22 protein-coding genes are annotated in these 18935 nt (G+C 71.5%); 11 read left to right on the plus strand and 11 right to left on the minus strand.

The features are described 5' to 3' along the window. Nucleotides 1–203 precede the first annotated feature (203 nt). The 3 genes from JNX00_RS11090 to tsaE are packed head-to-tail and all read right to left on the minus strand — an operon-like array spanning nt 204 to nt 2418. Nucleotides 204–437, minus strand: a complete 234-nt coding sequence (locus JNX00_RS11090; RefSeq protein ID WP_204742293.1) for a DUF167 domain-containing protein — start codon at nt 435–437, stop codon at nt 204–206. 17 nt (nt 438–454) lie between these two features. Then, nucleotides 455–1882 carry an N-acetylmuramoyl-L-alanine amidase gene (locus JNX00_RS11095; protein WP_239478121.1) on the minus strand — a complete coding sequence of 476 codons (1428 nt, stop codon included), beginning with the start codon at nt 1880–1882 and terminating at the stop codon, nt 455–457. Between the two features lie 8 nt (nt 1883–1890). Further along, entirely contained in the window at nt 1891–2418 is a 528-nt protein-coding gene (tsaE, locus tag JNX00_RS11100) for a tRNA (adenosine(37)-N6)-threonylcarbamoyltransferase complex ATPase subunit type 1 TsaE (RefSeq protein WP_204742295.1), read from the minus strand. Between the two features lie 9 nt (nt 2419–2427). Here tsaE and queG point away from each other — a divergent pair, with 9 nt between their 5' ends. Further along, the gene (queG, locus tag JNX00_RS11105) at nt 2428–3504 is read left to right on the plus strand and encodes a tRNA epoxyqueuosine(34) reductase QueG (protein ID WP_204742296.1); all 1077 of its coding nucleotides are present in this window, start codon (nt 2428–2430) and stop codon (nt 3502–3504) included. 7 nt (nt 3505–3511) lie between these two features. Here the strand turns inward: queG and JNX00_RS11110 are convergent, their stop codons facing one another. Further along, a complete protein-coding gene (locus JNX00_RS11110; protein ID WP_204742297.1) occupies nt 3512–3949 on the minus strand; it encodes a MarR family transcriptional regulator in 438 nt (145 codons plus the stop codon). Between the two features lie 71 nt (nt 3950–4020). Here JNX00_RS11110 and JNX00_RS11115 point away from each other — a divergent pair, with 71 nt between their 5' ends. Further along, nucleotides 4021–4824: a siderophore-interacting protein gene (locus JNX00_RS11115; protein WP_204742298.1), complete on the plus strand. Its 804-nt coding sequence runs from the start codon at nt 4021–4023 to the stop codon at nt 4822–4824. A gap of 24 nt (nt 4825–4848) precedes the next feature. On the opposite strand, the gene JNX00_RS11120 is transcribed toward JNX00_RS11115, so the two are convergent. Further along, nucleotides 4849–6414, minus strand: a complete 1566-nt coding sequence (locus JNX00_RS11120) for a fatty acyl-CoA synthetase (protein WP_070398604.1) — start codon at nt 6412–6414, stop codon at nt 4849–4851. A gap of 163 nt (nt 6415–6577) precedes the next feature. Between JNX00_RS11120 and JNX00_RS11125 the strand changes: the two genes are divergently transcribed. The 3 genes from JNX00_RS11125 to JNX00_RS11135 are packed head-to-tail and all read left to right on the plus strand — an operon-like array spanning nt 6578 to nt 9064. Further along, nucleotides 6578–7384, plus strand: a complete 807-nt coding sequence (locus JNX00_RS11125; RefSeq protein ID WP_139146990.1) for an ABC transporter permease — start codon at nt 6578–6580, stop codon at nt 7382–7384. A 4-nt stretch (nt 7385–7388) separates the two neighbouring features. Further along, nucleotides 7389–8414: an MlaD family protein gene (locus tag JNX00_RS11130; protein WP_204742299.1), complete on the plus strand. Its 1026-nt coding sequence runs from the start codon at nt 7389–7391 to the stop codon at nt 8412–8414. Continuing rightward, complete coding sequence (locus JNX00_RS11135) at nt 8411–9064, plus strand: hypothetical protein (protein WP_204742300.1); 654 nt, start codon at nt 8411–8413, stop codon at nt 9062–9064. The genes JNX00_RS11130 and JNX00_RS11135 overlap by 4 nt, the downstream gene beginning before the upstream one ends. 77 nt (nt 9065–9141) lie before the next feature. Here JNX00_RS11135 and JNX00_RS11140 read toward each other — a convergent pair whose 3' ends face one another. Next, entirely contained in the window at nt 9142–10131 is a 990-nt protein-coding gene (locus JNX00_RS11140) for a tripartite tricarboxylate transporter substrate binding protein (protein WP_070398601.1), read from the minus strand. 38 nt (nt 10132–10169) lie between these two features. Then, nucleotides 10170–11042, minus strand: a complete 873-nt coding sequence (locus JNX00_RS11145) for a fumarylacetoacetate hydrolase family protein (protein WP_204742301.1) — start codon at nt 11040–11042, stop codon at nt 10170–10172. 150 nt (nt 11043–11192) lie between these two features. On the opposite strand from JNX00_RS11145, the gene JNX00_RS11150 reads away from it, so the two are divergent. Together JNX00_RS11150 and JNX00_RS11155 are read left to right on the plus strand one after the other, a co-directional pair. Then, a complete protein-coding gene (locus tag JNX00_RS11150) occupies nt 11193–11864 on the plus strand; it encodes a FadR/GntR family transcriptional regulator (RefSeq protein WP_204742302.1) in 672 nt (223 codons plus the stop codon). Between the two features lie 59 nt (nt 11865–11923). Beyond that, nucleotides 11924–13162, plus strand: coding sequence for an FAD-dependent oxidoreductase (locus tag JNX00_RS11155; protein WP_204742303.1), 1239 nt, complete (start codon nt 11924–11926; stop codon nt 13160–13162). 7 nt (nt 13163–13169) lie between these two features. Here JNX00_RS11155 and JNX00_RS11160 read toward each other — a convergent pair whose 3' ends face one another. From JNX00_RS11160 to JNX00_RS11175, 4 genes are all read right to left on the minus strand, one after another. Continuing rightward, nucleotides 13170–14348, minus strand: a complete 1179-nt coding sequence (locus JNX00_RS11160; RefSeq protein ID WP_204742304.1) for a hypothetical protein — start codon at nt 14346–14348, stop codon at nt 13170–13172. After that, nucleotides 14345–14962, minus strand: coding sequence for a hypothetical protein (locus tag JNX00_RS11165; RefSeq protein WP_070398596.1), 618 nt, complete (start codon nt 14960–14962; stop codon nt 14345–14347). The genes JNX00_RS11160 and JNX00_RS11165 overlap by 4 nt, the downstream gene beginning before the upstream one ends. 134 nt (nt 14963–15096) lie before the next feature. Continuing rightward, complete coding sequence (locus JNX00_RS11170) at nt 15097–15780, minus strand: GNAT family N-acetyltransferase (RefSeq protein ID WP_204742305.1); 684 nt, start codon at nt 15778–15780, stop codon at nt 15097–15099. Beyond that, nucleotides 15767–16276: a MarR family transcriptional regulator gene (locus tag JNX00_RS11175; protein ID WP_070398594.1), complete on the minus strand. Its 510-nt coding sequence runs from the start codon at nt 16274–16276 to the stop codon at nt 15767–15769. Before JNX00_RS11175 ends, JNX00_RS11170 begins: the two co-directional genes overlap by 14 nt. Before the next feature lie 146 nt (nt 16277–16422). Here JNX00_RS11175 and JNX00_RS11180 point away from each other — a divergent pair, with 146 nt between their 5' ends. The 4 genes from JNX00_RS11180 (at nt 16423) to JNX00_RS11195 (ending at nt 18855) form a co-directional block, all read left to right on the plus strand. After that, nucleotides 16423–17061, plus strand: a complete 639-nt coding sequence (locus JNX00_RS11180) for a LysE family translocator (protein ID WP_204742306.1) — start codon at nt 16423–16425, stop codon at nt 17059–17061. Between the two features lie 22 nt (nt 17062–17083). Further along, entirely contained in the window at nt 17084–17437 is a 354-nt protein-coding gene (locus JNX00_RS11185; RefSeq protein WP_204742307.1) for a hypothetical protein, read from the plus strand. Between the two features lie 118 nt (nt 17438–17555). After that, on the plus strand, nt 17556–18227 hold the full coding sequence (locus tag JNX00_RS11190; RefSeq protein WP_204742308.1) for a thioredoxin domain-containing protein: 672 nt from the start codon (nt 17556–17558) through the stop codon (nt 18225–18227). 43 nt (nt 18228–18270) lie between these two features. Further along, nucleotides 18271–18855, plus strand: a complete 585-nt coding sequence (locus JNX00_RS11195; protein WP_070398590.1) for an NnrU family protein — start codon at nt 18271–18273, stop codon at nt 18853–18855. Nucleotides 18856–18935: the final 80 nt, after the last annotated feature.

Here is an 18935-nt window from a genome sequence, read left to right on the forward strand (position 1 = left end):
CGCTGTGGCTCTGCCAGCGACGGAAAGCAGCGAATATTCAGTCCGTGTTGCGGAACGCCACTCGGTCGGAGGGCGCGTGGCGCCGTGACATCTGCGGAAAATTCTGTCGGAAACAGTTTGTAGCGAACATCCCACGCTTTGAGGATGAGTCACCCGCGTCGACGAGCGGTGTCAAGGTGGCCCACTCAGCCCGGCATGGGTGTTTATTTCTCTTGAATGACCAGGCGCTTCTTCCTGCCCGACGCCCCCGTCTTGATCGCCACCTCGGCCTTGGCGCAGCCGAAGCGCCTGGCCACCAGCGCGATCAGCTCCATGTTGGCCTTGCCGTCCATCGGCGGCGACTTCAAGCGGGCGGTCCAGCTGCCGTCGCCGTTGTCCACCAGCTCGCTCACCCGCGCGTTGGGTTTCACCTGCACCTCGATGATGCGAGTCGCCACGGGGCTGGCCGCTCCGTTCAGATCGTGCGGTTGCGCGCCAGCGGTGGGTTGGCCTCGAAGTACTTCACGATGCCGCGCAGCAGGGCGTCGGCCAGGTCGTCCTGGTACTTCGGGTCGCGCAGGCGGCGTTCTTCGTCGGGGTTGCTGATGAAGGCGGTTTCCACCAGCACGCTGGGAATGTCGGGCGCGCGCAGCACCGCGAAGTTGGCGTGCTCCACCTGCGGCTTGTGCAGCTTGCCCAGGCGGCCCACCTCGCCCAGCAGCTTGGTGCCGATCTTGCGGCTGTCGTTGATCTGGGCCGTGGTGCTCATGTCGAGCAAGGCGCGCTGGATGGTGGCGTCCTTGGCGCGCACGTTCAGGCCGCCCACCAGGTCGGCCTTGTTTTCCTTGTCGGCGATCCAGCGCGCCGCGGCCGAACTGGCGCCGCGCGTGCTCAGCGCGTAGACGCTGGCGCCCTGCGGTCGGGCGTTGTAGAAGGCGTCGGCGTGGATGCTGATGAACAGGTCGGCGCGCACGCGCTGGGCCTTGGCCACGCGGGTCTGCAGTGGCACGAAGAAGTCGGCGTCGCGCGTCATGAAGGCGCGCATGGGGTTGCCGTTGACGGTGGTGGCGTTGATGCGGTCGCGCAGCTTGCGTGCGATCTGCAGCACCACCTGCTTTTCCTGCGTGCCTTTGGGGCCGATGGCGCCGGGGTCTTCGCCGCCGTGGCCGGGGTCGAGCGCCACGATGATGAGGCGCTCGGTGGGCGCCTGCCTGGCGCCGCCACCGGGGCGCTGCTTGCTCGGGCCGGGCGGCAGCGGGGCCTTGGCCACGGGCGGCGGTGCGGACGGGGTGTCGGCCGGGGTCTCGGGCGGTGGCGCCTCGCCGCGCTGGCTGCGTGCGATCAGATCGCCCAGCGGGTCGGGCTGGGTGCGGGCCAGGCCCTCGGTTTCCTTGCCCAGCAGGCGGGCGGCGCGCTCGCTGGCGGCCTTGTCGGCCTGGGACTGCTGCTCCACCAGCTGCAGCAGCGGGTCGGGCGGGGCGCTGGGGTAGAGGTCGAAGACCAGGCGGTGCTGGTAGGCCGCCACGGGCTGCAGGTTGAAGATCTGCGGCTTGATCGGGTGCTTGAGGTCGATCACCAGGCGCACCACGTTGGGCGCGTTCTGCGCCACGCGCAGGCCGGCGATGTTGGGGTCGTCGGACTGGAGCTGGCCCACCAGCTCGCGCAGGCCGGGCAGCAGGTCCACGCCCTCGATGTCCACCGCCAGGCGCGGCGGGTCGTTCACCATGAAGGAGTTGGTCTTGAGCAGCGCGTCGCTTTCGATGGTGACGCGGGTGTAGTCCTCGGCGGGCCACATGCGCACGGCCACCACCTTGGCGCCGCGGGCGAGGTGGGCGGTGCCCAGCAGCAGCACCAGGGTGCCGGCCTGCAGCAGCCTGCGGCGGGGCAGGGGGGCGTGATGCATCGGCCCCGTCATTGGACTGCGGCCAGCAGCAGCTGGCCGGCGGGGGTTCGGGCCTCGGCGCGCACCTGGCGCGCGTCGTCGTGCTCGGGGTCGGTGTTCATCGGGTCGGGCGTGATGTACAGGTCCAGGTCGATGGGGGGCAGGAAGCCCGCGGCGCGTTCGGGCCATTCGACGAGCTTGAGGCCAGGACTGGCGAACAGTTCCCGAAAGCCCGCTTCCTCCCATTCGCGCGGGTCGTTGAAGCGGTAGAAGTCGAAGTGCCAGATGGACAGCGCCTCGCCCGGCGGCATGAGGGGGCAGTCGATGGCGCTGTGCGGTTCGACCACGGCGTAGGTGGGGCTCTTGATGCGGCCGTTGACGCCGAGCGCGCGCAGCAGGTGGCGCACGAAGGTGGTCTTGCCGGCGCCGAGGTCGCCGTGCAGGGCCAGGGTGGCGTGGGCGACGGCGGGGCACAGGGCCAGGCGCTGGGCGAAGGCCTGGGTGTCGGCCTCGTGGGCCCAGCGGCCCTGCCAGATGGCGGGGGCCGTTGCTACCATCGGCGCCCCATGAAGGCTGTGTTGGATGCTGCTCAACTCGTCTCGCAGTTGCGTGCTTGGGGACGACAGCTCGGATTCTCCCAAATCGGGGTGGCCGGGGTGGATCTGAGCGCCGCAGAACCGGGATTGATGGCCTGGTTGTCGGCTGGATGCCACGGTGAGATGGCCTACATGGCCGCGCACGGCCTCAAACGCGCCCGTCCGGCCGAGCTGGTGCCCGGCACGCTGAGCGTGATCACCGCACGCATGGACTACCTGCCGCGCGACACGGCGCCCGACTGGGTGGCGCAGGAATGGGCCCGCCTGCAGCGCCCCGGCGAGGCCATCGTCTCGGTCTACGCGCGGGGGCGGGACTACCACAAGGTGCTGCGATCGCGCCTGCAGCGGCTGTCCGAGCGCCTCGCCGAGGCCGTCGGCCCCTTCGGCCACCGCGTGTTCACCGACTCCGCCCCCGTGCTGGAGGTGGAGCTGGCGGCGCGCAGCGGCATCGGCTGGCGCGGCAAGCACACGCTGACGCTGCACCGCGAGGCGGGCTCCATGTTTTTCCTCGGCGAGATCTACGTGGACCTGGCCCTGCCACCCTCCGAGCCGGTGACGGAGCACTGCGGCAGCTGCAGCGCCTGCATCGACGTCTGCCCCACCCAGGCCATCACCGGCCCGCGCCGCGTGGACGCGCGCCGCTGCATCAGTTACCTCACCATCGAGCACGCCGGGCCCATCCCGCTCGAGCTTCGCCCGGCCATGGCCAATCGCATCTATGGCTGCGACGACTGCCAGCTGGCTTGCCCCTGGAACAAGTACGCCCAGCGCTCGCCGCTGCCGGACTTCGACCCGCGCGAGGGCCTGGGCGGCGCCACGCTGATCGAGCTGTTCACCTGGGGCGAGGCCGAGTTCCTGCGCCGCACCGAGGGCAGCGCGATCCGCCGCATCGGGCACGAGCGCTGGCTGCGCAACCTGGCGGTGGGCCTGGGCAACGCGCTGCGGGCCACCGGGGACGAGGCCGTGCGGCGGGCCTTGCGGGCGCGCGCCGACGACCCCAGCGCGCTGGTGCGTGAACACGTGGCCTGGGCGCTGGCGCAGGGCTGAGAAGGGGTCAGCCACCGGGCAGGTTGTGTTGCAGCCGGTCGAGCAGGGCAAGCAGGGTGGCGCGCTCCTGCGCGCTGAGCCCGGCCGTCAGGGCCTTCTCGAAGCGGGCGCGGTGCTGCTGCAGGCGGCGCTGCAGGGCCTGGCCAGCGGGGGTCAGGCGCAGGCGCTGGACGCGACCATCGGCCGGGTCGGCCTGGCCCTGCAGCAGGCCGCGCTCGTGAAGGCCCTTCACCAGGCGCGCGATCTGCGCTTTGTCGCGCCCCGCGTGCTGCACCAGGTCGCTCTGCGTGTGGTCCTCGTGGAGCGCGAAGTAGTTGAGGCAGCGGGCCTCCATCGGGTTCAGGCCCTCGGCGTCCTCGCGCAGGGCCTGCTGCAGGTGGCGGCGAAGGCCGTGCATGACGGCGTGCAGCCGGTCGGTCACATCGGTGGTCGTGGGGCGGATCATGATGTCCACATGGTTGATGTGGTCAACCAGTTTGAGAAATGATGGTTGTCATTGTCAACCAAAACACCTTCATGAACACCAACACCCCTTCTTTCCTGAGCGTGGAGCGCGTGCGCCACGCGCTGAAAGTGCGCCGCCTGCGGGTGAGCGACATCCGGCGCCTGGGCGCGAACTTCCTGCGCCTGCGCTTCACGGGCGATGGGCTGGGCGATTTCGTCAGCGCCTCCTTCGACGACCACCTCAAACTCATGCTGCCCGCGCGGGCCGGCGCGCCGCTGGTGCTGCCGGAGCCCGGCCCGGACGGCCTGGCCCTGCCGCCGGGCGCCGAAAAACCCCGGATGCGCGACTACACGCCGCGCGCCTTCGACGCCGCCGCCGGCTGGCTGGACATTGAGTTCCTGCTGCACGGCGATGGCGCGGCCAGCGAATGGGCCGCCGGCGCCCGGGTGGGCGACGAGGTGGGCGTGGGCGGGCCACGCGGCTCATTCGTGGTGCCCACGGGGTTCGATTGGCACCTGCTGGTGGGCGACGAGACCGCCTTGCCGGCGATCTCGCGGCGCATCGAGGAGCTGCCCGAGGGCGCGCGCGTCCTGGTGGTGGCGCAGACCGCCGACGAAGCCGACCGCCGCGGCTTCGGGGACCGGGCGCTGGCCGAGGTTCATTGGGTCCGGGCCGGCGCCGCCGACGCGCTGGCGCGCGAGGTGGCCGCACTCACGCTGCCCGTCGGCGAGGGCTTCGCCTGGGCCGCGGGCGAGGCCGCCAGCATGGCCGCCGTGCGCCAGGCCCTGGTGCAGGGCCATGGCCTGGACAAATCGCGCGTGCGCGCCTCGGCCTACTGGAAGCGCGGCAGCGCGGGCCACCACGAAACCCTGTGAGCGCGCGCCGGCGCGGGCGCGCGCTCAGCCCGTCGCGTAGCGCACCCGCAGCTCGCGCTTGAGCAGCTTGCCGCTGGGGTTCTTGGGCAGGGCGTCGGTGAACAGCACGCGCTTGGGGGCCTTGAAGCCGGCCATGTTCGCGCTGCAGTGCGCGATGACCTCGTCCTCGCTGAGCGACTGGCCGGCCTTGACCACCACCACCGCCGTCACGGCCTCCACCCACTTGGCGTCGGGCAGGCCGATCACCGCCACCTCGCTCACCGCGCCCAGGCGGTAGATCATTTCCTCGACCTCGCGGCTGGCCACGTTTTCGCCGCCGGTCTTGATCATGTCCTTCTTGCGGTCGACGATGGTGATGTAGCCCTCGGCGTCAATGGTGGCGAGGTCGCCGCTGTGGAACCAGTCGCCCGAGAAGCTGGCGGCGGTTTTTTCGGCGTCGTTGAAGTAGCCCAGCATCAGGTGCGGCGAGCGGTGCACCACCTCACCCACCTCACCGGGCATGACGTCTTCCATCAGTTCGTTGACGACGCGCGTCTCCACGTTGAGCACCGCCTTGCCGCAGGAGCCGGGCTTGCGCAGCTGGTCCTCGGGGCCGAGCATGGTGGCCAGCGGCGCGATCTCGGTCTGGCCGTACAGGTTCCACAGCCGCACCGCCGGCAGGCGCGCGGCCAGTTCCTTGAGCACCTCCACCGGCATGATGGACGCGCCGTAGTAGCCCTTGGCCAGGGTTGTCAGGCGCGCCGCGTCGAAGGCCGGCGAGCGCAGCAGGGCGATCCACACCGTGGGCGGGGCGAAGAAGCTGGTGATGCGGTGTTTCTCCAGCAGGTTCAGCAGGTGGTCGGGCACCGGCTTGCCGGTGATGACGTTGCTGCTGCCGATGTAGATGGCGGGGCCGAAGAACACGTCGAGCTGGGCGCAGTGGTACAGCGGCAGCGCGTGCAGGGCCACGTCGGCCTCGGCGATCTCGGCGTTGATGACGCAGCTCACGTACTGCCACAGCACGGCGTCGTGCGTGAGCATGGCGCCTTTGGGCATGGACTCGGTGCCGCTGGTGTAGACGATCTGCGCCAGGTCGGTGCTTTGCAGCCGCACCTCGGGCAGCGGGTCCGCGCAGGCCGCGAGGTGGTCGAAGCGGTGCATGGCGGCGTCGGGCTCGCTGGGGTCTTCGCTGGGCAGCCAGATGAAGCGCTCCACGGCGGTGTCCTGCGCGGCGGCGGCGCGCGCCAGCTCGGCCAGGCCGCTGTCGGTGGCCAGGGTCCTGGCGCCGGCGTGGCGCAGGATGTAGGCGACCTCGTCGGCCTTGAGCATGAAGTTGATGGGCACCAGCACCGCGCCCCGGCGCGCGATGGCGAAGCGCAGCGCTGCGAAGCCGTGCGAGTTGCGCGCCAGCACGGCCACGCGGTCGCCTTCCTCGACGCCGAGCTGGGCCAGGCCGGCCGCCAGGCGCGTGACCAGGGCGTTGAAGTCGGCGTAGCTCCAGCGGGTGTCGCCGCAGGCGATGGCGAGCTTGTCGGGCAGGCGCTGGGCGGTGCGGTGCAGCGCGTCGGCGATGGTCTGGCGGCGCACCACGGGTGCGATGGCGGTGGTCATTCTGGGTGTCTCCTGGGAAGGGGGCGGCGGCAACGGGCTTCGATTGGAGCGGCCGCGCGCATCTTGGCCATCGGCGTTTTCACCATGTTGTCGCCGGGGCGACCCCGGTTTTCTCAGCTTGAGACACGCGGGGCCGACACCGGCGCTGGCTATCATGCGCCGCATGCGTGGCATCACCTCCCATGTGGACCAGGGCTTCAAGCGCCAGACGCGGCTGCGCCGCGCCCAGCTGGTGGCCTGGTGGCACACGCTGCAGATGGGCGCGCAGATCACGGTGCTGATGCTCTCACCCAGCAGCTACACGGGCGGGCGCGCGCGCTCGGTGCTGTCGCACCTGGTGGTGGCGGTGTTGCCGCTGCTGCCGTGGTTCCTGGTGCTGTCGGCCCTGATCAGCCTGGTCATCATCCGCATCGTCACGGCCACGGCCGGCAGCTATGGGCTGTCTCAGTACGCGCTGGAGGTGCTGGTGCGCACCCTGGTGCTGGAGCTGATCCCGCTGTTCGCGGCCCTGTTCGTGGCGCTGCGCCACGCCATGCCGGGCGCCGAACTGCTGCGCCACCAGCTGGACCAGCGCCAGCGCGCGGGCCGGCGCATCCCCGGCATCGCCGGCCTGGCCGGCACCCTGCTGCCGCGCGCCCTGGCCAGCGTGCACGCGGTGGTGCTGCTGGCCGCGCTGTCGGGCGTGGTGGCCCTGGTGCTCACCTACCTGACGGTGCACGGGCTGTCGCCCTGGGCGGTGCCGTCCTACACCTACGACGTCGGGCGCGTGTTCAACTCGGTGGTTTCGCTGATCTTCGTGCTCAAGACCGCGTTCTTCAGCCTGGCGGTGGCCGTGGTGCCGCTGGCCGCCGCGGCCGAACCCGACGAGCACGGCCGCTACGTGGCGCGCAGCGAAATGATGGAGTTCGCGCGGCTGTTCTCCGTGCTGTTGATGGTCGAGATCGGATCCCTGGTGGGCAACTACTACTGAGCGCATGAACGAACACGAGCGATCACCCGCGTCCGAGGAACCCCTGGTGCCCGAGCCGCCGCCCGTGCGCGGCCTGGAGTTCAAGGCCGCGCTGCTGATGGCGCTGACCCTGCTGCTGGTGGTGGGCTCGGCGCTGTACGTGATGTTCGCGCGCGGCGTGTTCGAGCCCACGCAACGCGTGGTGCTGATCGCCGACGACGCCGAGGGCGTCACCGTGGGCATGGACATGACCTTCGCCGGCTTTCCCATCGGCCGCGTCACGCGCGTGGAACTGGCCGCCGACGGCAACGCGCGCATCCTGATCGACGTGCGCGAGCGCGACGCCAAGTGGCTGCGCACGTCCAGCATCTTCACCATGGAACGCAGCCTGGTGGGCGGCACGCGCATCCGCGCCTTCAGCGGCGTGCTCGACGACCCGGCGCTGCCCGACGGCGCCGAGCGCACCGTGCTGCGCGGCGACGCGGCGGCCGAGATCCCACAGATCACGGCGGCGGCGCGCTCGCTGCTGGACAACCTCAACGCCATCACGCGCGAGGACGCGGCACTGCAAGGCACGCTGGCCAACCTGCGCGCCACCACCGAGAAGCTCAACGGTCCGCACGGCGCCATGGGCGTGCTGGTGGGCAACGAGGCGGACGCGAAACAACTCAGCCTGGCGATCGAACGCAGCAACGCGCTGATCGCGCGCGCCGACGCCCTGGCCACCCGCCTGGACAGCCTGGTGGCCAACGCCGACCGGCAGGTCTTCGGCCAGGGCGCCAAGCCCGGCGAGGGCAGCGTGGTGGGCGATGTGCGCGCCACCGTGGTGCAGATGAACGGCCTGCTCGAGCAGGCGCGGGGCAGCCTGCAAAAACTCGACGCCGTGCTGGTGGAGGCCCAGGGCGTGGCCAGCAACGCGCGCGAGGCCACCACCGACCTGGGCCCGCTGCGCGCCGACGTGGAAAGCAGCCTGCGCAAGATCGACGGCCTGATCGACGACATCAACCGCAAGTGGCCCTTCGCGCGCGACACGGAGATCAAGCTGCCATGAGCCGGGCCGTCGTTTCCCTGCTGCTCGCGCTGGCGCTCGCGGCCTGTTCCAGCGGACCGCCCACCCCGGCCTGGCAGATGAGCGCGCGCAGCGGGCTCGACGCCGCCGCCCTGGCCTGGCTGGAAGGGCGCACCGCGACCGAGGCGGTGGAATTCACGCGCGCGCGCGCCGCCATCGCGCGCACCGGCCGCCTGGACCTGCTGGCGCGCGCCGAGCTGCACCGCTGCGCGCTGCGCACGGCGACGCTGGTGTTCGAGCCCTGTGCGGGCTTCGAGGCCCTGGCGGCCGACGCCACGCCCGAGGACGCGGCCTACGCGCGCTACCTCGCCAACCGCCTGCGGCCGGGCGATGCCGAGCGCCTGCCGGCCGCGCACCGCGCCGCGCTCGCGGCGGCCGACCCGGCCAGCGCGCTGGCCGGCGTGCAGGACCCGGTGACGCAACTGGTGGCCGCCGGCGCCGCCCTGCAGCGTGCTCAGGCCAACCCGGCGCTGGTGCAGCTGGCGGTGGACACCGCCTCGGCCCAGGGCTGGGCCCGGCCGCTGCTGGCCTGGCTGCTGGTGCAGCAGCGCGCGGCCCAGGCCGCGGGCGACACGGCCAGCGCCGAGCGCCTGCAACGGCGCATCGACGCGGTGGCGCCGCGCGGGCGCTGAGCGCGGCGGATCGCCCGTTCGACCGGGCGCGCGGGGGAGCCGGCCGCGCGGCGAACCGCTGCCCGGCCCTGTGCCCTTCAGTTCACCTTGCCGATGCGCTGCACCACGCTCTTCATGGCCGCGGCGTCGGCCTTGACGAAGGCGTCGAACTCGGCCGCGTCCTGGTACTGGAACTGCGTGCCGGCGGTGGTCATCACCTGGATGGTGCGCTCGTCGCGCGCCGCGGCGCGCGCGGCCTCGCGCAGCTTGTCGATCACCGGCTGTGGCGTGCCGGCCGGCGCGAACAGCCCGGCCCACTGCGAATAGCCGATGTTCACGCCCAACTCCTTGAAGCTGGGCACGTCCGGCAGCAGGGCCAGCCGGCCTTCGCCCCAGTGCGCCAGCGCGCGCATGCGCCCGCTCTTGATGTGGCCCACGATGCTGGCCGGCCCGCTGGCCAGCGCGTCCACCTGGCCGCCCAGCAGGCCCACGATGGCCGGGCCCGCGCCGGTGTAGGGCACGTGCAGCATGAAGCTGCCCGTGGCGGCCTTGAGCTGCTCCATCGGCACCTGCATGGTCCCGTAGTTGCCGGACGAGCCGAAGCTGACGCGTCCCGGGTTGGCCTTGGCGTAGGCGATGAACTCGGCGTAGGTCTTCCAGGGGCTGTCGGCGCGCACCACCAGCACGGTGGGGTCGGCCGTCATGCGCGCGATGGGGGCCAGCTGGTTCACCTCGAACTGCGGCGGGCGGTTGAGGATGCGGTCGGCTTCGGGCAGCACCACCAGGGACGACAAGGCCATCAGCACGGTGTAGCCGTCGGCCGGGGCCTTGGCCACCTGCGCCATGCCGATGGCACCGCCCGCGCCGCCGCGGTTCACCACCACCACCGACTGGTTCAGGTGGCGCGCCATGGCCTCGGCCACCGGCCGGCCCACGGCGTCGGCCACGCCGCCGGGTGGGAAGGGCACCACCATGGTGATGGGCTTGCTCGGGAACGGGTCCTGCGCGAAGGCGGTGGCGGTGCCGCCCAGGCCGCCGAGGCCGAGGGCCGAGGCGCCCAGCAGGCGGTGGAAGTCGCGTCGTTGCATGCTGTCTGTCTCCTGTGGTTGTGGGGAAGGGCGCGGGCTCAGGCGAAGCGGTTTTCGATGAAGCCGATGCCGTCGATCTCGACCCGCACCACGTCGCCCGCCTTCAGGAACTGCGGCGGGCTCAGGCCCATGCCCACGCCGGCCGGCGTGCCGGTGGCGATCACGTCGCCCGGGTAGAGCGTGATGCCGCGCGAGACCGTCTCGATCAGCGTGGGGATGTCGAAGATCAGGTCTTCGGTGCGGCCGTCCTGGCGCTGCTCGCCGTTGACCCAGCAGCGCACGCGCGTGTGCTGGCCATCCAGCTCGTCGGCCGTGACGATCCAGGGGCCCATGGGGCAGAAGGTGTCGAAGCTCTTGCCCATGTCCCACTGCTGGTGGCGCATCTGCACGTCGCGCGCGGTCACGTCGTTGACGGCGGTGTAGCCCCAGACGTGCTTCATGGCATCGGCCTTGGCGATGTTCTTGCCGCCGGTGCCGATGACCACCGCCAGTTCGGCCTCGTAGTCGATCTGCGACGAAATGGCCTCGCCGGGCAGGGTCACGGTGTCGGTGGGGCCGACCACGCACTCCGGCACCTTGGTGAAGACGATGGGCCACTGGGCCGGGTTGGCGTTGTTGTTCTTGAAGACCGAGCCCTGCAGTTCCTTGGCGTGCTCGTGGTAGTTGCGGCCCACGCACCAGAGGTTGCGCCGGGGCCGCGGGATAGGCGCCTCCAGCCGCACGGCCGACAGGGCGATGGGCTCGCCGCGGGTGGGCGGCAGGGCCAGTCCCTGGGCCTGGGCCTCGACCAGGGCGAGGGCGCCGCGCTGGGCCTCGGCGGGCGACAGGTCGAAGGGGGTCACGGACCGGGCGTCGGCCGAGACGAGGCCGACGCGGCGTTGGCCCTCATGGGCGAAGGTGGCGATGCGCACGAAATCTCCTGATGGTTCAATTCAAAATACCAATAAATACCATTTGGTACCAGAGCGGCAATGGTAGGACGTCATAGGACGGATCGAGTGGGGGAATACCCTGGGCCTGCTTGGGTCGATGAATTGGTCTGATTTGGTACAGTGCCGCGCATGAGCCTGTCCCACCAGTTGCACCAGAGCCTTCTCGATCAGGTCCAGAGCGGCCAGTGGCGCGCGGGCGATCGCCTGCCCACCGAGCGCGAGCTGTCCGAGCAGCACGGCGTGAGCCGCACCACGGTGCGCAAGGCGCTGCTGGCGCTCAAGCAGCAGGGCCTGATCGAGCAGACCGTGGGCAGCGGCACCTACGTCACCGAGCGGGCCGGCGAGCGCCTGGGGCGCCGCGGCGCGCAGGACTCGTCGCGCACCACCAGCCCGGCCGAGCTGATGGAGGCGCGCCTGGCGATGGAGCCGGCCATCATCGACATGGCCATACGCAACGCCAACGCGGCCGACCTGCAGCGCATGGACCGCTGCTGCGACGAGGCCGAGCGCGCGACCACGCTGGAGGCCTTCGAGCACTGGGACGCCGAGCTGCACCAGGCCATCGCCGACGCCGCGCACAACAGCTTCGTGGCCAACGTCTTCGAGCTGATGAAGACCGTGCGCGCCCAGGGCGACTGGGGTCAGCTCAAGAAGAAGAGCGTGACGCCCGAGCGCCGCCTGGCCTACCAGGCCGAGCACCGCGAGATCGTGAACGCCCTGCGCGACCGCGACGCGGCGCGCGCGAAGGAGATGACACGGGCGCACCTGCTGCGCGTGCGGCAGAACCTGCTGGGGCACTGAGCAGGGGCGAGGCCTCGGGGCGCGGGAATAATCCCGACTTCTTCACGACGCCTTCGCTCATGGCAGATCCCGTCATCGTTCTCGGCGCCGGCATGGTCGGCGTGTGCACCGCGCTGCACCTGCGCCAACGCGGCCACGCCGTCACCCTGGTCGACCGGCGCGGGCCCGGCCGCGAAACCTCCTACGGCAACGCCGGCATCATCCAGCGCGAGGCGGTGGAGCCCTACGCCTTCCCGCGCGACTGGGCCATGCTCGCGCGCGTGGCCCTCAAGCGCGGCGCCGACGTCAACTACCACCTGGGCGCCTTGCCCGCGCTGGCGGGGCCGCTGGGCCGCTATTGGTGGAACTCGCGCCCCGCCAGCCACCAGCGCATCGCGCGGTCCTACGCGCGCCTGATCGAACACTGCCTGAGCGAGCATCAGGCGCTGATCGAGCGGGCTGGCGCGCAGGACCTGGTGCGCCGCGAAGGCTTTCGCGACGCGTTCCGCGAGGCCGGCTCGATGCGACAGGCCGTGGCCGACGCGCGCCGCGTGGCCGACGGGTACGGCGTGCGCTACGCCGTGCTCGACAGCGAGGCGCTCGCGCAGGCCGAGCCGGCGCTGCGCCGGCGCCTGGCCGGCGCCATCCACTGGCTGGACCCCTGGTCGGTGAACGACCCGGGCGAACTCGTGGCGCGCTACGCCGCGCTGCTGCGCCAGTCGGGCGGGCGCGTGCTGCGCGGCGACGCGGGCACGCTGCGCCAGGTGGGCGCGGGTTGGCGGGTGGGCACCGACGAGGGCGAGATCGACGCGGCGCACGCCGTGGTGGCGCTGGGCCCCTGGTCCGACGGCCTGCTGCGCCCGCTGGGCTACCGCTACCCGCTGTTCGTCAAGCGCGGCTACCACCGCCACTACAGCGGCGGCGAGCCGCCGCGCCTGCCGATGCTCGACGCCGACGGCGGCCTGGTCATCGTGCCCATGCGCCAGGGCGTGCGCGTGACCACGGGGGCCGAGTTCGCGCGCCTGGACAGCCCGCCCACGCCGGTGCAGGTGCCGCGCGCGCACGCGCTGGCGAGCGAGTTGTTCGACCTGCCGCGGCCGGTGGAGGACCAGCCCTGGATGGGCTCGCGCCCCTGCACGGCCGACATGCTGCCCGTCATCGGCGCCGCGCCGCGCCACCGGGGCCTGTGGTTCAACTTCGGCCACGCGCACCAGGGCTTCACCCTGGGGCCGGTGAGCGGTCGGCTGCTGGCCGAGCTGCTGGGTGGCGAGACGCCGCTGGTGGAGCCGCGGCCGTACGCGCCGGCGCGCTTCGGCTGAGCCGGGTCTAGGGGCCTTGCCGCGTTGGGGGGCCGATGGCGAAGACCTGGTCCCTCAGCCAGGGCTTCAGCTTCAACCAGTTGGCGTCACGGTCATCGGTTGACGCGGCACACGCGATCAGGTGCGCGCCGTAGGCGACCGGGTGGGCGTCGGACAGTTCGGCGGTGGTGCCGTCGTTGTTGGGCGGTCTCGCGTCCGCCGCACCGTGCTCGCTCGGGATCTCGTCGCGGTAGTTGCGAAAGCCGGTGATGCGGCCCCGATCCTTCAGCCGTGCGGCCTGCGGATGCTCGCGGTTGGCGTGGCTGAGAGAGAACGAGTCCTGCACCGTGTGCAACAAGGCGCCCAGCGCGATCTGGCGGACGTGGTCGGGGTCGGGCGCGCCCTTGGTGCCCGCGAACAGGCGCCCGACGCTGGCCTTGCCGTAGCCGCTGAAGCCCAGGTTGTAGGCCTTCTGGCGACCGGGTTCCAGATAGGGCGGCACGGCGGTCAAGGCCGTGGTCGACGGGATGGTGCCGTTGGCCACCTTCATGGCGAACTCGGCCCAGGTCATCAGCTTGTGCTGGGTCACGCCTGGCGTCTCGGCATTGTTCTTGTTGGACCCGAAGCCCACCGATTTCATCGCGTGCAGGAACTGCTTGTGGTGGTAGTGGCTGCTGTAGTTCGCGTTGGCGTACCGGCGGTACCCCGGGTCCACCATCCAGGCCGCCCAGGCGGTGACGGTGTCGGGGCGGACCGACATATGGCAGGGGTCGTCGGGCCAGCGTGTGCCGGCGATCAGGGGTGCCAGGCGATCCGGGAAGTCCGTGTAGCGGACCCGGTCGACCACCCCGTCGCACCAGATCGATTTAGCGGTCGTGTCGCAGCAGACCCGGTTGCCGACGCGTGCCGCGTCAATCTTGCGCGCGAAGCGCTCGATGTCTTGCGCCGACACCTTGCACAGCAGTTCCCCGGGCCGCTGCCGGGCGAGCTTCAGCGAGGCCAGCGTCATGTCCTCGTGGATGGCATCGCCGAACTTGGAGCCCACGCCCTGGGTGCGTTCGTAAACGGTGTGTCCTTCGGCGTCCCGGCCGGCGATGGTGCGGTCCTCGACGGCGCGGTACTCCTCCTCATGACCCATCTTGAACGCCTGGGCGGAGCCGGCCGCCAGGCCCAGCAGCAACGCGACCACGCGGACCGTCCCGTTCATTGCCCGGCTCCCGGTTGGCCTTGCTTGGCCGCGTCCTTGGAGCCTTTGGCCTGACCCGTCTCGTCGCTCTTCAGGGCGGGCGCGGCCATGGCCGGCTGGATGGCGCCCTTGATGCCGGCGATCTCGGGGATCTCCTGGCTGATGAGCGCCACGGCCTTGTCCAGCAGCATGTCGTGCTTGCTGGCCAGCTCTTGTTGGCTGATGACGCCGTTGAGGTAGAGCGTGCACAGAAAGAAGGTCGAGGCCCGGTAGAGCTCCAGGCCTTGCGACCGGTGCGACAGCTGCAGGAGCGAGGTGGCGAGCTGTTGTTGCAGCTGGGCTTCCAGTCCGGTGATCTTGCCGGTTCCCTGCGCGTCCAGCGAGGTGCTGAGGGCGCTGGACACCGCCTCGCCCACGTCGGGCGGCGCTTCCGCGCAGAACCGCTTCTCGGGCATGCTGACCAGCACCACCCGGCGCTCGGCGGTGGTGGCCAGGACACCGATCTTCTTGACGCCCCAATCGGACACGCGGTCTTCGATGACCGGCTTGGCCTTGGGCGGTGTGAACACGGAACAGCCTGGCACCAGGCAAGCCACGCTGAGCAGGGAGACCGTTGCACCGTACGCCTTGAACATCGCGCTACTCCCCAGGGCACACCCATGGCCCGGTGCGCAACATAGCGCGGCGCTTGGGCGGCCGGCATCCCCCATCCGAGGGAGGTTCCACGCGCCGGCGCTTTGGCGCTTGACAGGCCCGGCGGGCCGCGGCCTCAGCCGGCCACGCGCTCCAGCACCGCCACGTTGACCTTCGTTCGCACCCGAAAACCCAGCGTCTCGTACAGCGCGATCGCCGGTGTGTTGGTCTCCCAGGCGTGCAGGAAGGGCTGCTCGCCGCGCGCCTGGATGCGCGCCGCCACCGCCGCCGACAGGCGCCGCGCCAGGCCCAGGCCGCGCGCCTCGGGGTGCGTGCACACGCCACTCACTTCGGCATGGCCCGGCACGCGGAAGCGCTCGCCGGCCATGGCCACCAAACGGCCTTCGCGGCGCACGCCGATGAAGTCGCCCATCGCATGGGTGCGTGCGAGGAAGGGTCCGGGCTCGGTCAGGGTGGCCAGCATGAGCATCTCGGGCGCGTCGGGCTCGCCCAGCGCGGCGATGCCCTCGCCGATGTCCTCGCCGCGCAGATCGCGCGTGGCCCCCATCTGCACGCCCAGGGCGCGCTTGACCACCCGCAGCCCGGGCGGCGCCTCGATCGGCGGCACCTGCAGCAGGAGCACGCTCTCGCCCGGCGCCAGCAGGGCCGCCAGCGCGGCCAGGGACTCGGGGCCGTCGTCGGGCGTGGCCGCGAAGCGGTTGACGTCGGGCAGGTAGCGGCGCGCCCGCGCGCCGCCCACGGAGAGGGGCGCGTGCGCGCCGGTGAGGCTGGCCCAGACGGGGTGGTCAAGCGGGTGCATGCGGGTCTCCGGCGGTGCGCTGGTGGCGGTTCACGCGCGCCAGCAAGTCTTGCGCGTCCAGGGCCTCTTCCAGGGCCTGGAGCAGGGCGAGCAGGGCGGGGCCGTGTGGCGCGCAGGCCTCGGCCACGGCGGCCTCGATGGCCGGCCAGGTGTAGCGCCAGGCATGGGCCACATGGCGCTGGCCGGCCTCGGTCAATTCGATGGTGCGCAGCCGCAGGTCGCCGGCCGATTGGCGCGCGATCACCAGGCCGGCCTCCTGCAGCTTGCCCAGCTGTCGTGTCACGCCGGGCTGGCTCACGCCCAGCGCCAGGGCGATGTCGCCCACCGTGAGCGGCCCCAGGCGCTGCAGCGTGGCCAGCACCGGCAGGTGGGACGAGGGCAGGTCCACGCCCTCGGCTTCGATGACGGCCTGCGTCTGCGCCTGCAGCCGCTCGCCGACGCGCTTCAGGCGCGTGCCCAGGGTCAGCAGCCCAAGCGCTTTGACAACGTCTTCCATGGCATAAATATAACAAGATATATGCCTGTGAATTGATTTAATTAAGCGATCGGGAAAATCGATCCGCACCTGGACCATTCCCGCCGCCAGCGCCGGAAACGGCGGACCCTCTACCATTCGAACCCACCGCCCACCGGAGATACCCCTTGGTTCCCCTGAACGACTGGCTGCTGTTCGCGGCCGCCGCCCTGTTCGTGGCCGTCACGCCCGGCCCCAACATGGTGTACCTGCTGTCGCGCTCGCTCTGTCAGGGCAAGCGGGCGGGCGTGATCTCGCTCCTGGGCGTGGTCGTGGGCTTTCTGGCGCACATGTTCGCGGCGGCCGTGGGCCTCACCGCGCTGTTCATGGCGGTGCCCCTGGCCTACGAACTGCTCAAGTGGGCTGGCGCGGCCTACCTGCTCTACCTGGCCTGGCAGTCGGTGAAGCCGGGCGCGCGCTCGCCCTTCGAGGCGCAGGACCTGCCGGCCGACCCGCCGCGCAAGCTCTTCCTCATGGGCTTCTTCACCAACCTGCTCAACCCCAAGATCGCGGTCTTCTACTTGTCGATCTTTCCGCAGTTCGTCTCGCCCGCGCACGGCTCGGTGTTCGCACAGAGCGTGCAGCTCGGCCTGACGCAGATCGTGGTGAGCTTCTGCGTGAACCTGAGCATCGTGCTGTCGGCCGCGAGGCTGGCGCTGTGGTTCGCGCGCAGCCCGCGCTGGCTGGCGGCGCAGCGCTACGTGATGGGCACGGTGCTGGCCGCGCTGGCGGTGCGCCTGGCCATGGAACAGCGGCGCGCGGCCTGAGCGCTGCCGCAAGCGTTCGCCCGTGTCCGTTCGCCGCTGGCTGTTGATCCTGCTGCTGCTGTGCGCGCCGCTGGTGTCGGCGCTGGCGCATGGCGTGCACGGCGCGGGGGCGGCGGCCAAGGTGGTGGCCGCCGAGACCGGTGATGCCGAGGCCGCGTCCGGACAGGCCGTCCAGACCGCGGTGTCCGCTGGCCTGGACGGCGACCCTTGCCACGCGCACGGCGTGGCGCTGCCACCACCCGGCGCAGTGTTGCCCGCCAGCCGCGGCGCCGCGCCGAGCGCCGCCCCCTGGCGTCCGAGCGACGGGCACCCGAGCCGCCCGGAGCGCCCCAACTGGCCCGCCGCGCGCCACGGGGCGCCGCGCCAGCCCGCCTGAGGCCCCGCGCCTGGCGGCGCGGCGCGCCATCCCTACACGCTCCCTTCCTTCGCCGCCCGCGCGGCGCCGGGCCCGCGCCGACCAGGCCACGGCCCATCCCCCTCCGATCCGATTCCCCATGAAAACCAGACCCCTCACCACCGCCGTCCTGCTGGGCGTGCTCCTGACTTTTTTCGCGCTCGGCCTGTGGGCCTGGCAGCAGCGCGCGCCGGCCGAAGCGCCGGCGCCCCAGCGGGCCGACCCGGCCCGCCTGCAGCGCATGCATTCGCCCGTGCTGGGCCCGGCCGGCGCGCCGGTGACCATCGTCGAGTTCTTTGACCCGTCCTGCGAGGCCTGCCGCGCCTTCCACCCCTTCGTCAAGGCCTTGCTGGCGCAGTACCCCAGCGAGGTGAAACTCGTGATCCGCTACGCCCCGTTCCATCCCGGCTCCGACAGCGTCGTCAAGCTGCTGGAAGCGGCGCGCCGCCAGGGGCTGTACCAGCCCGTGCTGGAAGCGGTGCTGGACGCGCAGCCCGCCTGGGCGGATCATGCGCAGCCCAATCCCTCGCTGGCCTTCGCCGCCGCCAAGCAGGCCGGGCTGGACATCGAGCGCGCCCTGCAGGACATGCAGCGTCCCGAGATGGAGGCCCTGCTGAAGCAGGAGGTGGAAGACCTCAATGCGCTCTACGTGGAGAAGACGCCCACCTTCTTCGTCAACGGCCGCGGCCTGACGCGCTTCGGTCCCGAGGCGCTGGCCGAGCTGGTCGCCGAAGAGCTGGCGATCGCCCGCCGCGCGCGGCCGGCGCCGTGAGACCATCGCGGTCTTTGCGTTCCACCCACGACGGGAGTCGACCATGGACTGGCTTGTGCTCGGATTGGTGCTGTTTCTTGGCATCCATTCGGTGTCGATCGCCGCGCCGCGCTGGCGGCACGCGGTCGCGCACCGCATCGGCGAGGGGCCCTGGAAGGGGCTCTACACGCTGGTGGCCCTGGCCGGTTTCGGCCTCATCGTGGCCGGCTACAGCGCCGCACGGCAGAACCCGGTGCTGCTGTGGACCCCGCCCGTGGCCATGCGCCACGTGGCCGCCGTGCTGATGCTGCCGGTTTTCGTGCTGCTGCTGTCGGCCTACCTGCCCGGGCGCATCCAGCGCGCCGCGAAGCACCCCATGCTGGCGGCCACCAAGCTGTGGGCGCTGGCCCACCTGCTGGCCAATGGCGGCCTGGCGGACGTGGTGCTGTTCGGCGCCTTCCTGGCCTGGGCCGTGGCCGACCGGGTCTCGCTCAAGCGCCGCGCGTCCGCCGGCCTGCTGCGCGCCCCGCACACCTTCGGACCCGGCAAGGCCAACGACGCCATCGCGCTGGTGGGCGGCCTGCTGCTGTACGTGGTGTTCGCGTTCTGGGCGCACGGCTTCCTGATCGGCGTGCGGCCGTTCGGTTAGGGCGCGAACACGCCCCGCGGGAACCCGGGCGCCGGCGCTCGCCTCCATCGGGGCACGCCTTGAACACCTCGAACCGATGG

The organism is Hydrogenophaga sp. YM1 (genome assembly GCF_016903055.1).
GTDB lineage: Bacteria > Pseudomonadota > Gammaproteobacteria > Burkholderiales > Burkholderiaceae_C > Hydrogenophaga > Hydrogenophaga borbori.

Coding starts and splice junctions, on each gene's coding strand:
- JNX00_RS11095 (WP_239478121.1), bottom strand. CDS start 1,882: ATGCATCACGCCCCCCTGCCCCGCCGCAGGCTGCTGCAGGCCGGCACC.
- tsaE (WP_204742295.1), bottom strand. CDS start 2,418: ATGGTAGCAACGGCCCCCGCCATCTGGCAGGGCCGCTGGGCCCACGAG.
- queG (WP_204742296.1), top strand. CDS start 2,428: ATGAAGGCTGTGTTGGATGCTGCTCAACTCGTCTCGCAGTTGCGTGCT.
- JNX00_RS11110 (WP_204742297.1), bottom strand. CDS start 3,949: ATGATCCGCCCCACGACCACCGATGTGACCGACCGGCTGCACGCCGTC.
- JNX00_RS11115 (WP_204742298.1), top strand. CDS start 4,021: ATGAACACCAACACCCCTTCTTTCCTGAGCGTGGAGCGCGTGCGCCAC.
- JNX00_RS11120 (WP_070398604.1), bottom strand. CDS start 6,414: ATGACCACCGCCATCGCACCCGTGGTGCGCCGCCAGACCATCGCCGAC.
- JNX00_RS11125 (WP_139146990.1), top strand. CDS start 6,578: ATGCGTGGCATCACCTCCCATGTGGACCAGGGCTTCAAGCGCCAGACG.
- JNX00_RS11130 (WP_204742299.1), top strand. CDS start 7,389: ATGAACGAACACGAGCGATCACCCGCGTCCGAGGAACCCCTGGTGCCC.
- JNX00_RS11135 (WP_204742300.1), top strand. CDS start 8,411: ATGAGCCGGGCCGTCGTTTCCCTGCTGCTCGCGCTGGCGCTCGCGGCC.
- JNX00_RS11140 (WP_070398601.1), bottom strand. CDS start 10,131: ATGCAACGACGCGACTTCCACCGCCTGCTGGGCGCCTCGGCCCTCGGC.
- JNX00_RS11150 (WP_204742302.1), top strand. CDS start 11,193: ATGAGCCTGTCCCACCAGTTGCACCAGAGCCTTCTCGATCAGGTCCAG.
- JNX00_RS11155 (WP_204742303.1), top strand. CDS start 11,924: ATGGCAGATCCCGTCATCGTTCTCGGCGCCGGCATGGTCGGCGTGTGC.
- JNX00_RS11160 (WP_204742304.1), bottom strand. CDS start 14,348: ATGAACGGGACGGTCCGCGTGGTCGCGTTGCTGCTGGGCCTGGCGGCC.
- JNX00_RS11165 (WP_070398596.1), bottom strand. CDS start 14,962: ATGTTCAAGGCGTACGGTGCAACGGTCTCCCTGCTCAGCGTGGCTTGC.
- JNX00_RS11170 (WP_204742305.1), bottom strand. CDS start 15,780: ATGCACCCGCTTGACCACCCCGTCTGGGCCAGCCTCACCGGCGCGCAC.
- JNX00_RS11175 (WP_070398594.1), bottom strand. CDS start 16,276: ATGGAAGACGTTGTCAAAGCGCTTGGGCTGCTGACCCTGGGCACGCGC.
- JNX00_RS11190 (WP_204742308.1), top strand. CDS start 17,556: ATGAAAACCAGACCCCTCACCACCGCCGTCCTGCTGGGCGTGCTCCTG.
- JNX00_RS11195 (WP_070398590.1), top strand. CDS start 18,271: ATGGACTGGCTTGTGCTCGGATTGGTGCTGTTTCTTGGCATCCATTCG.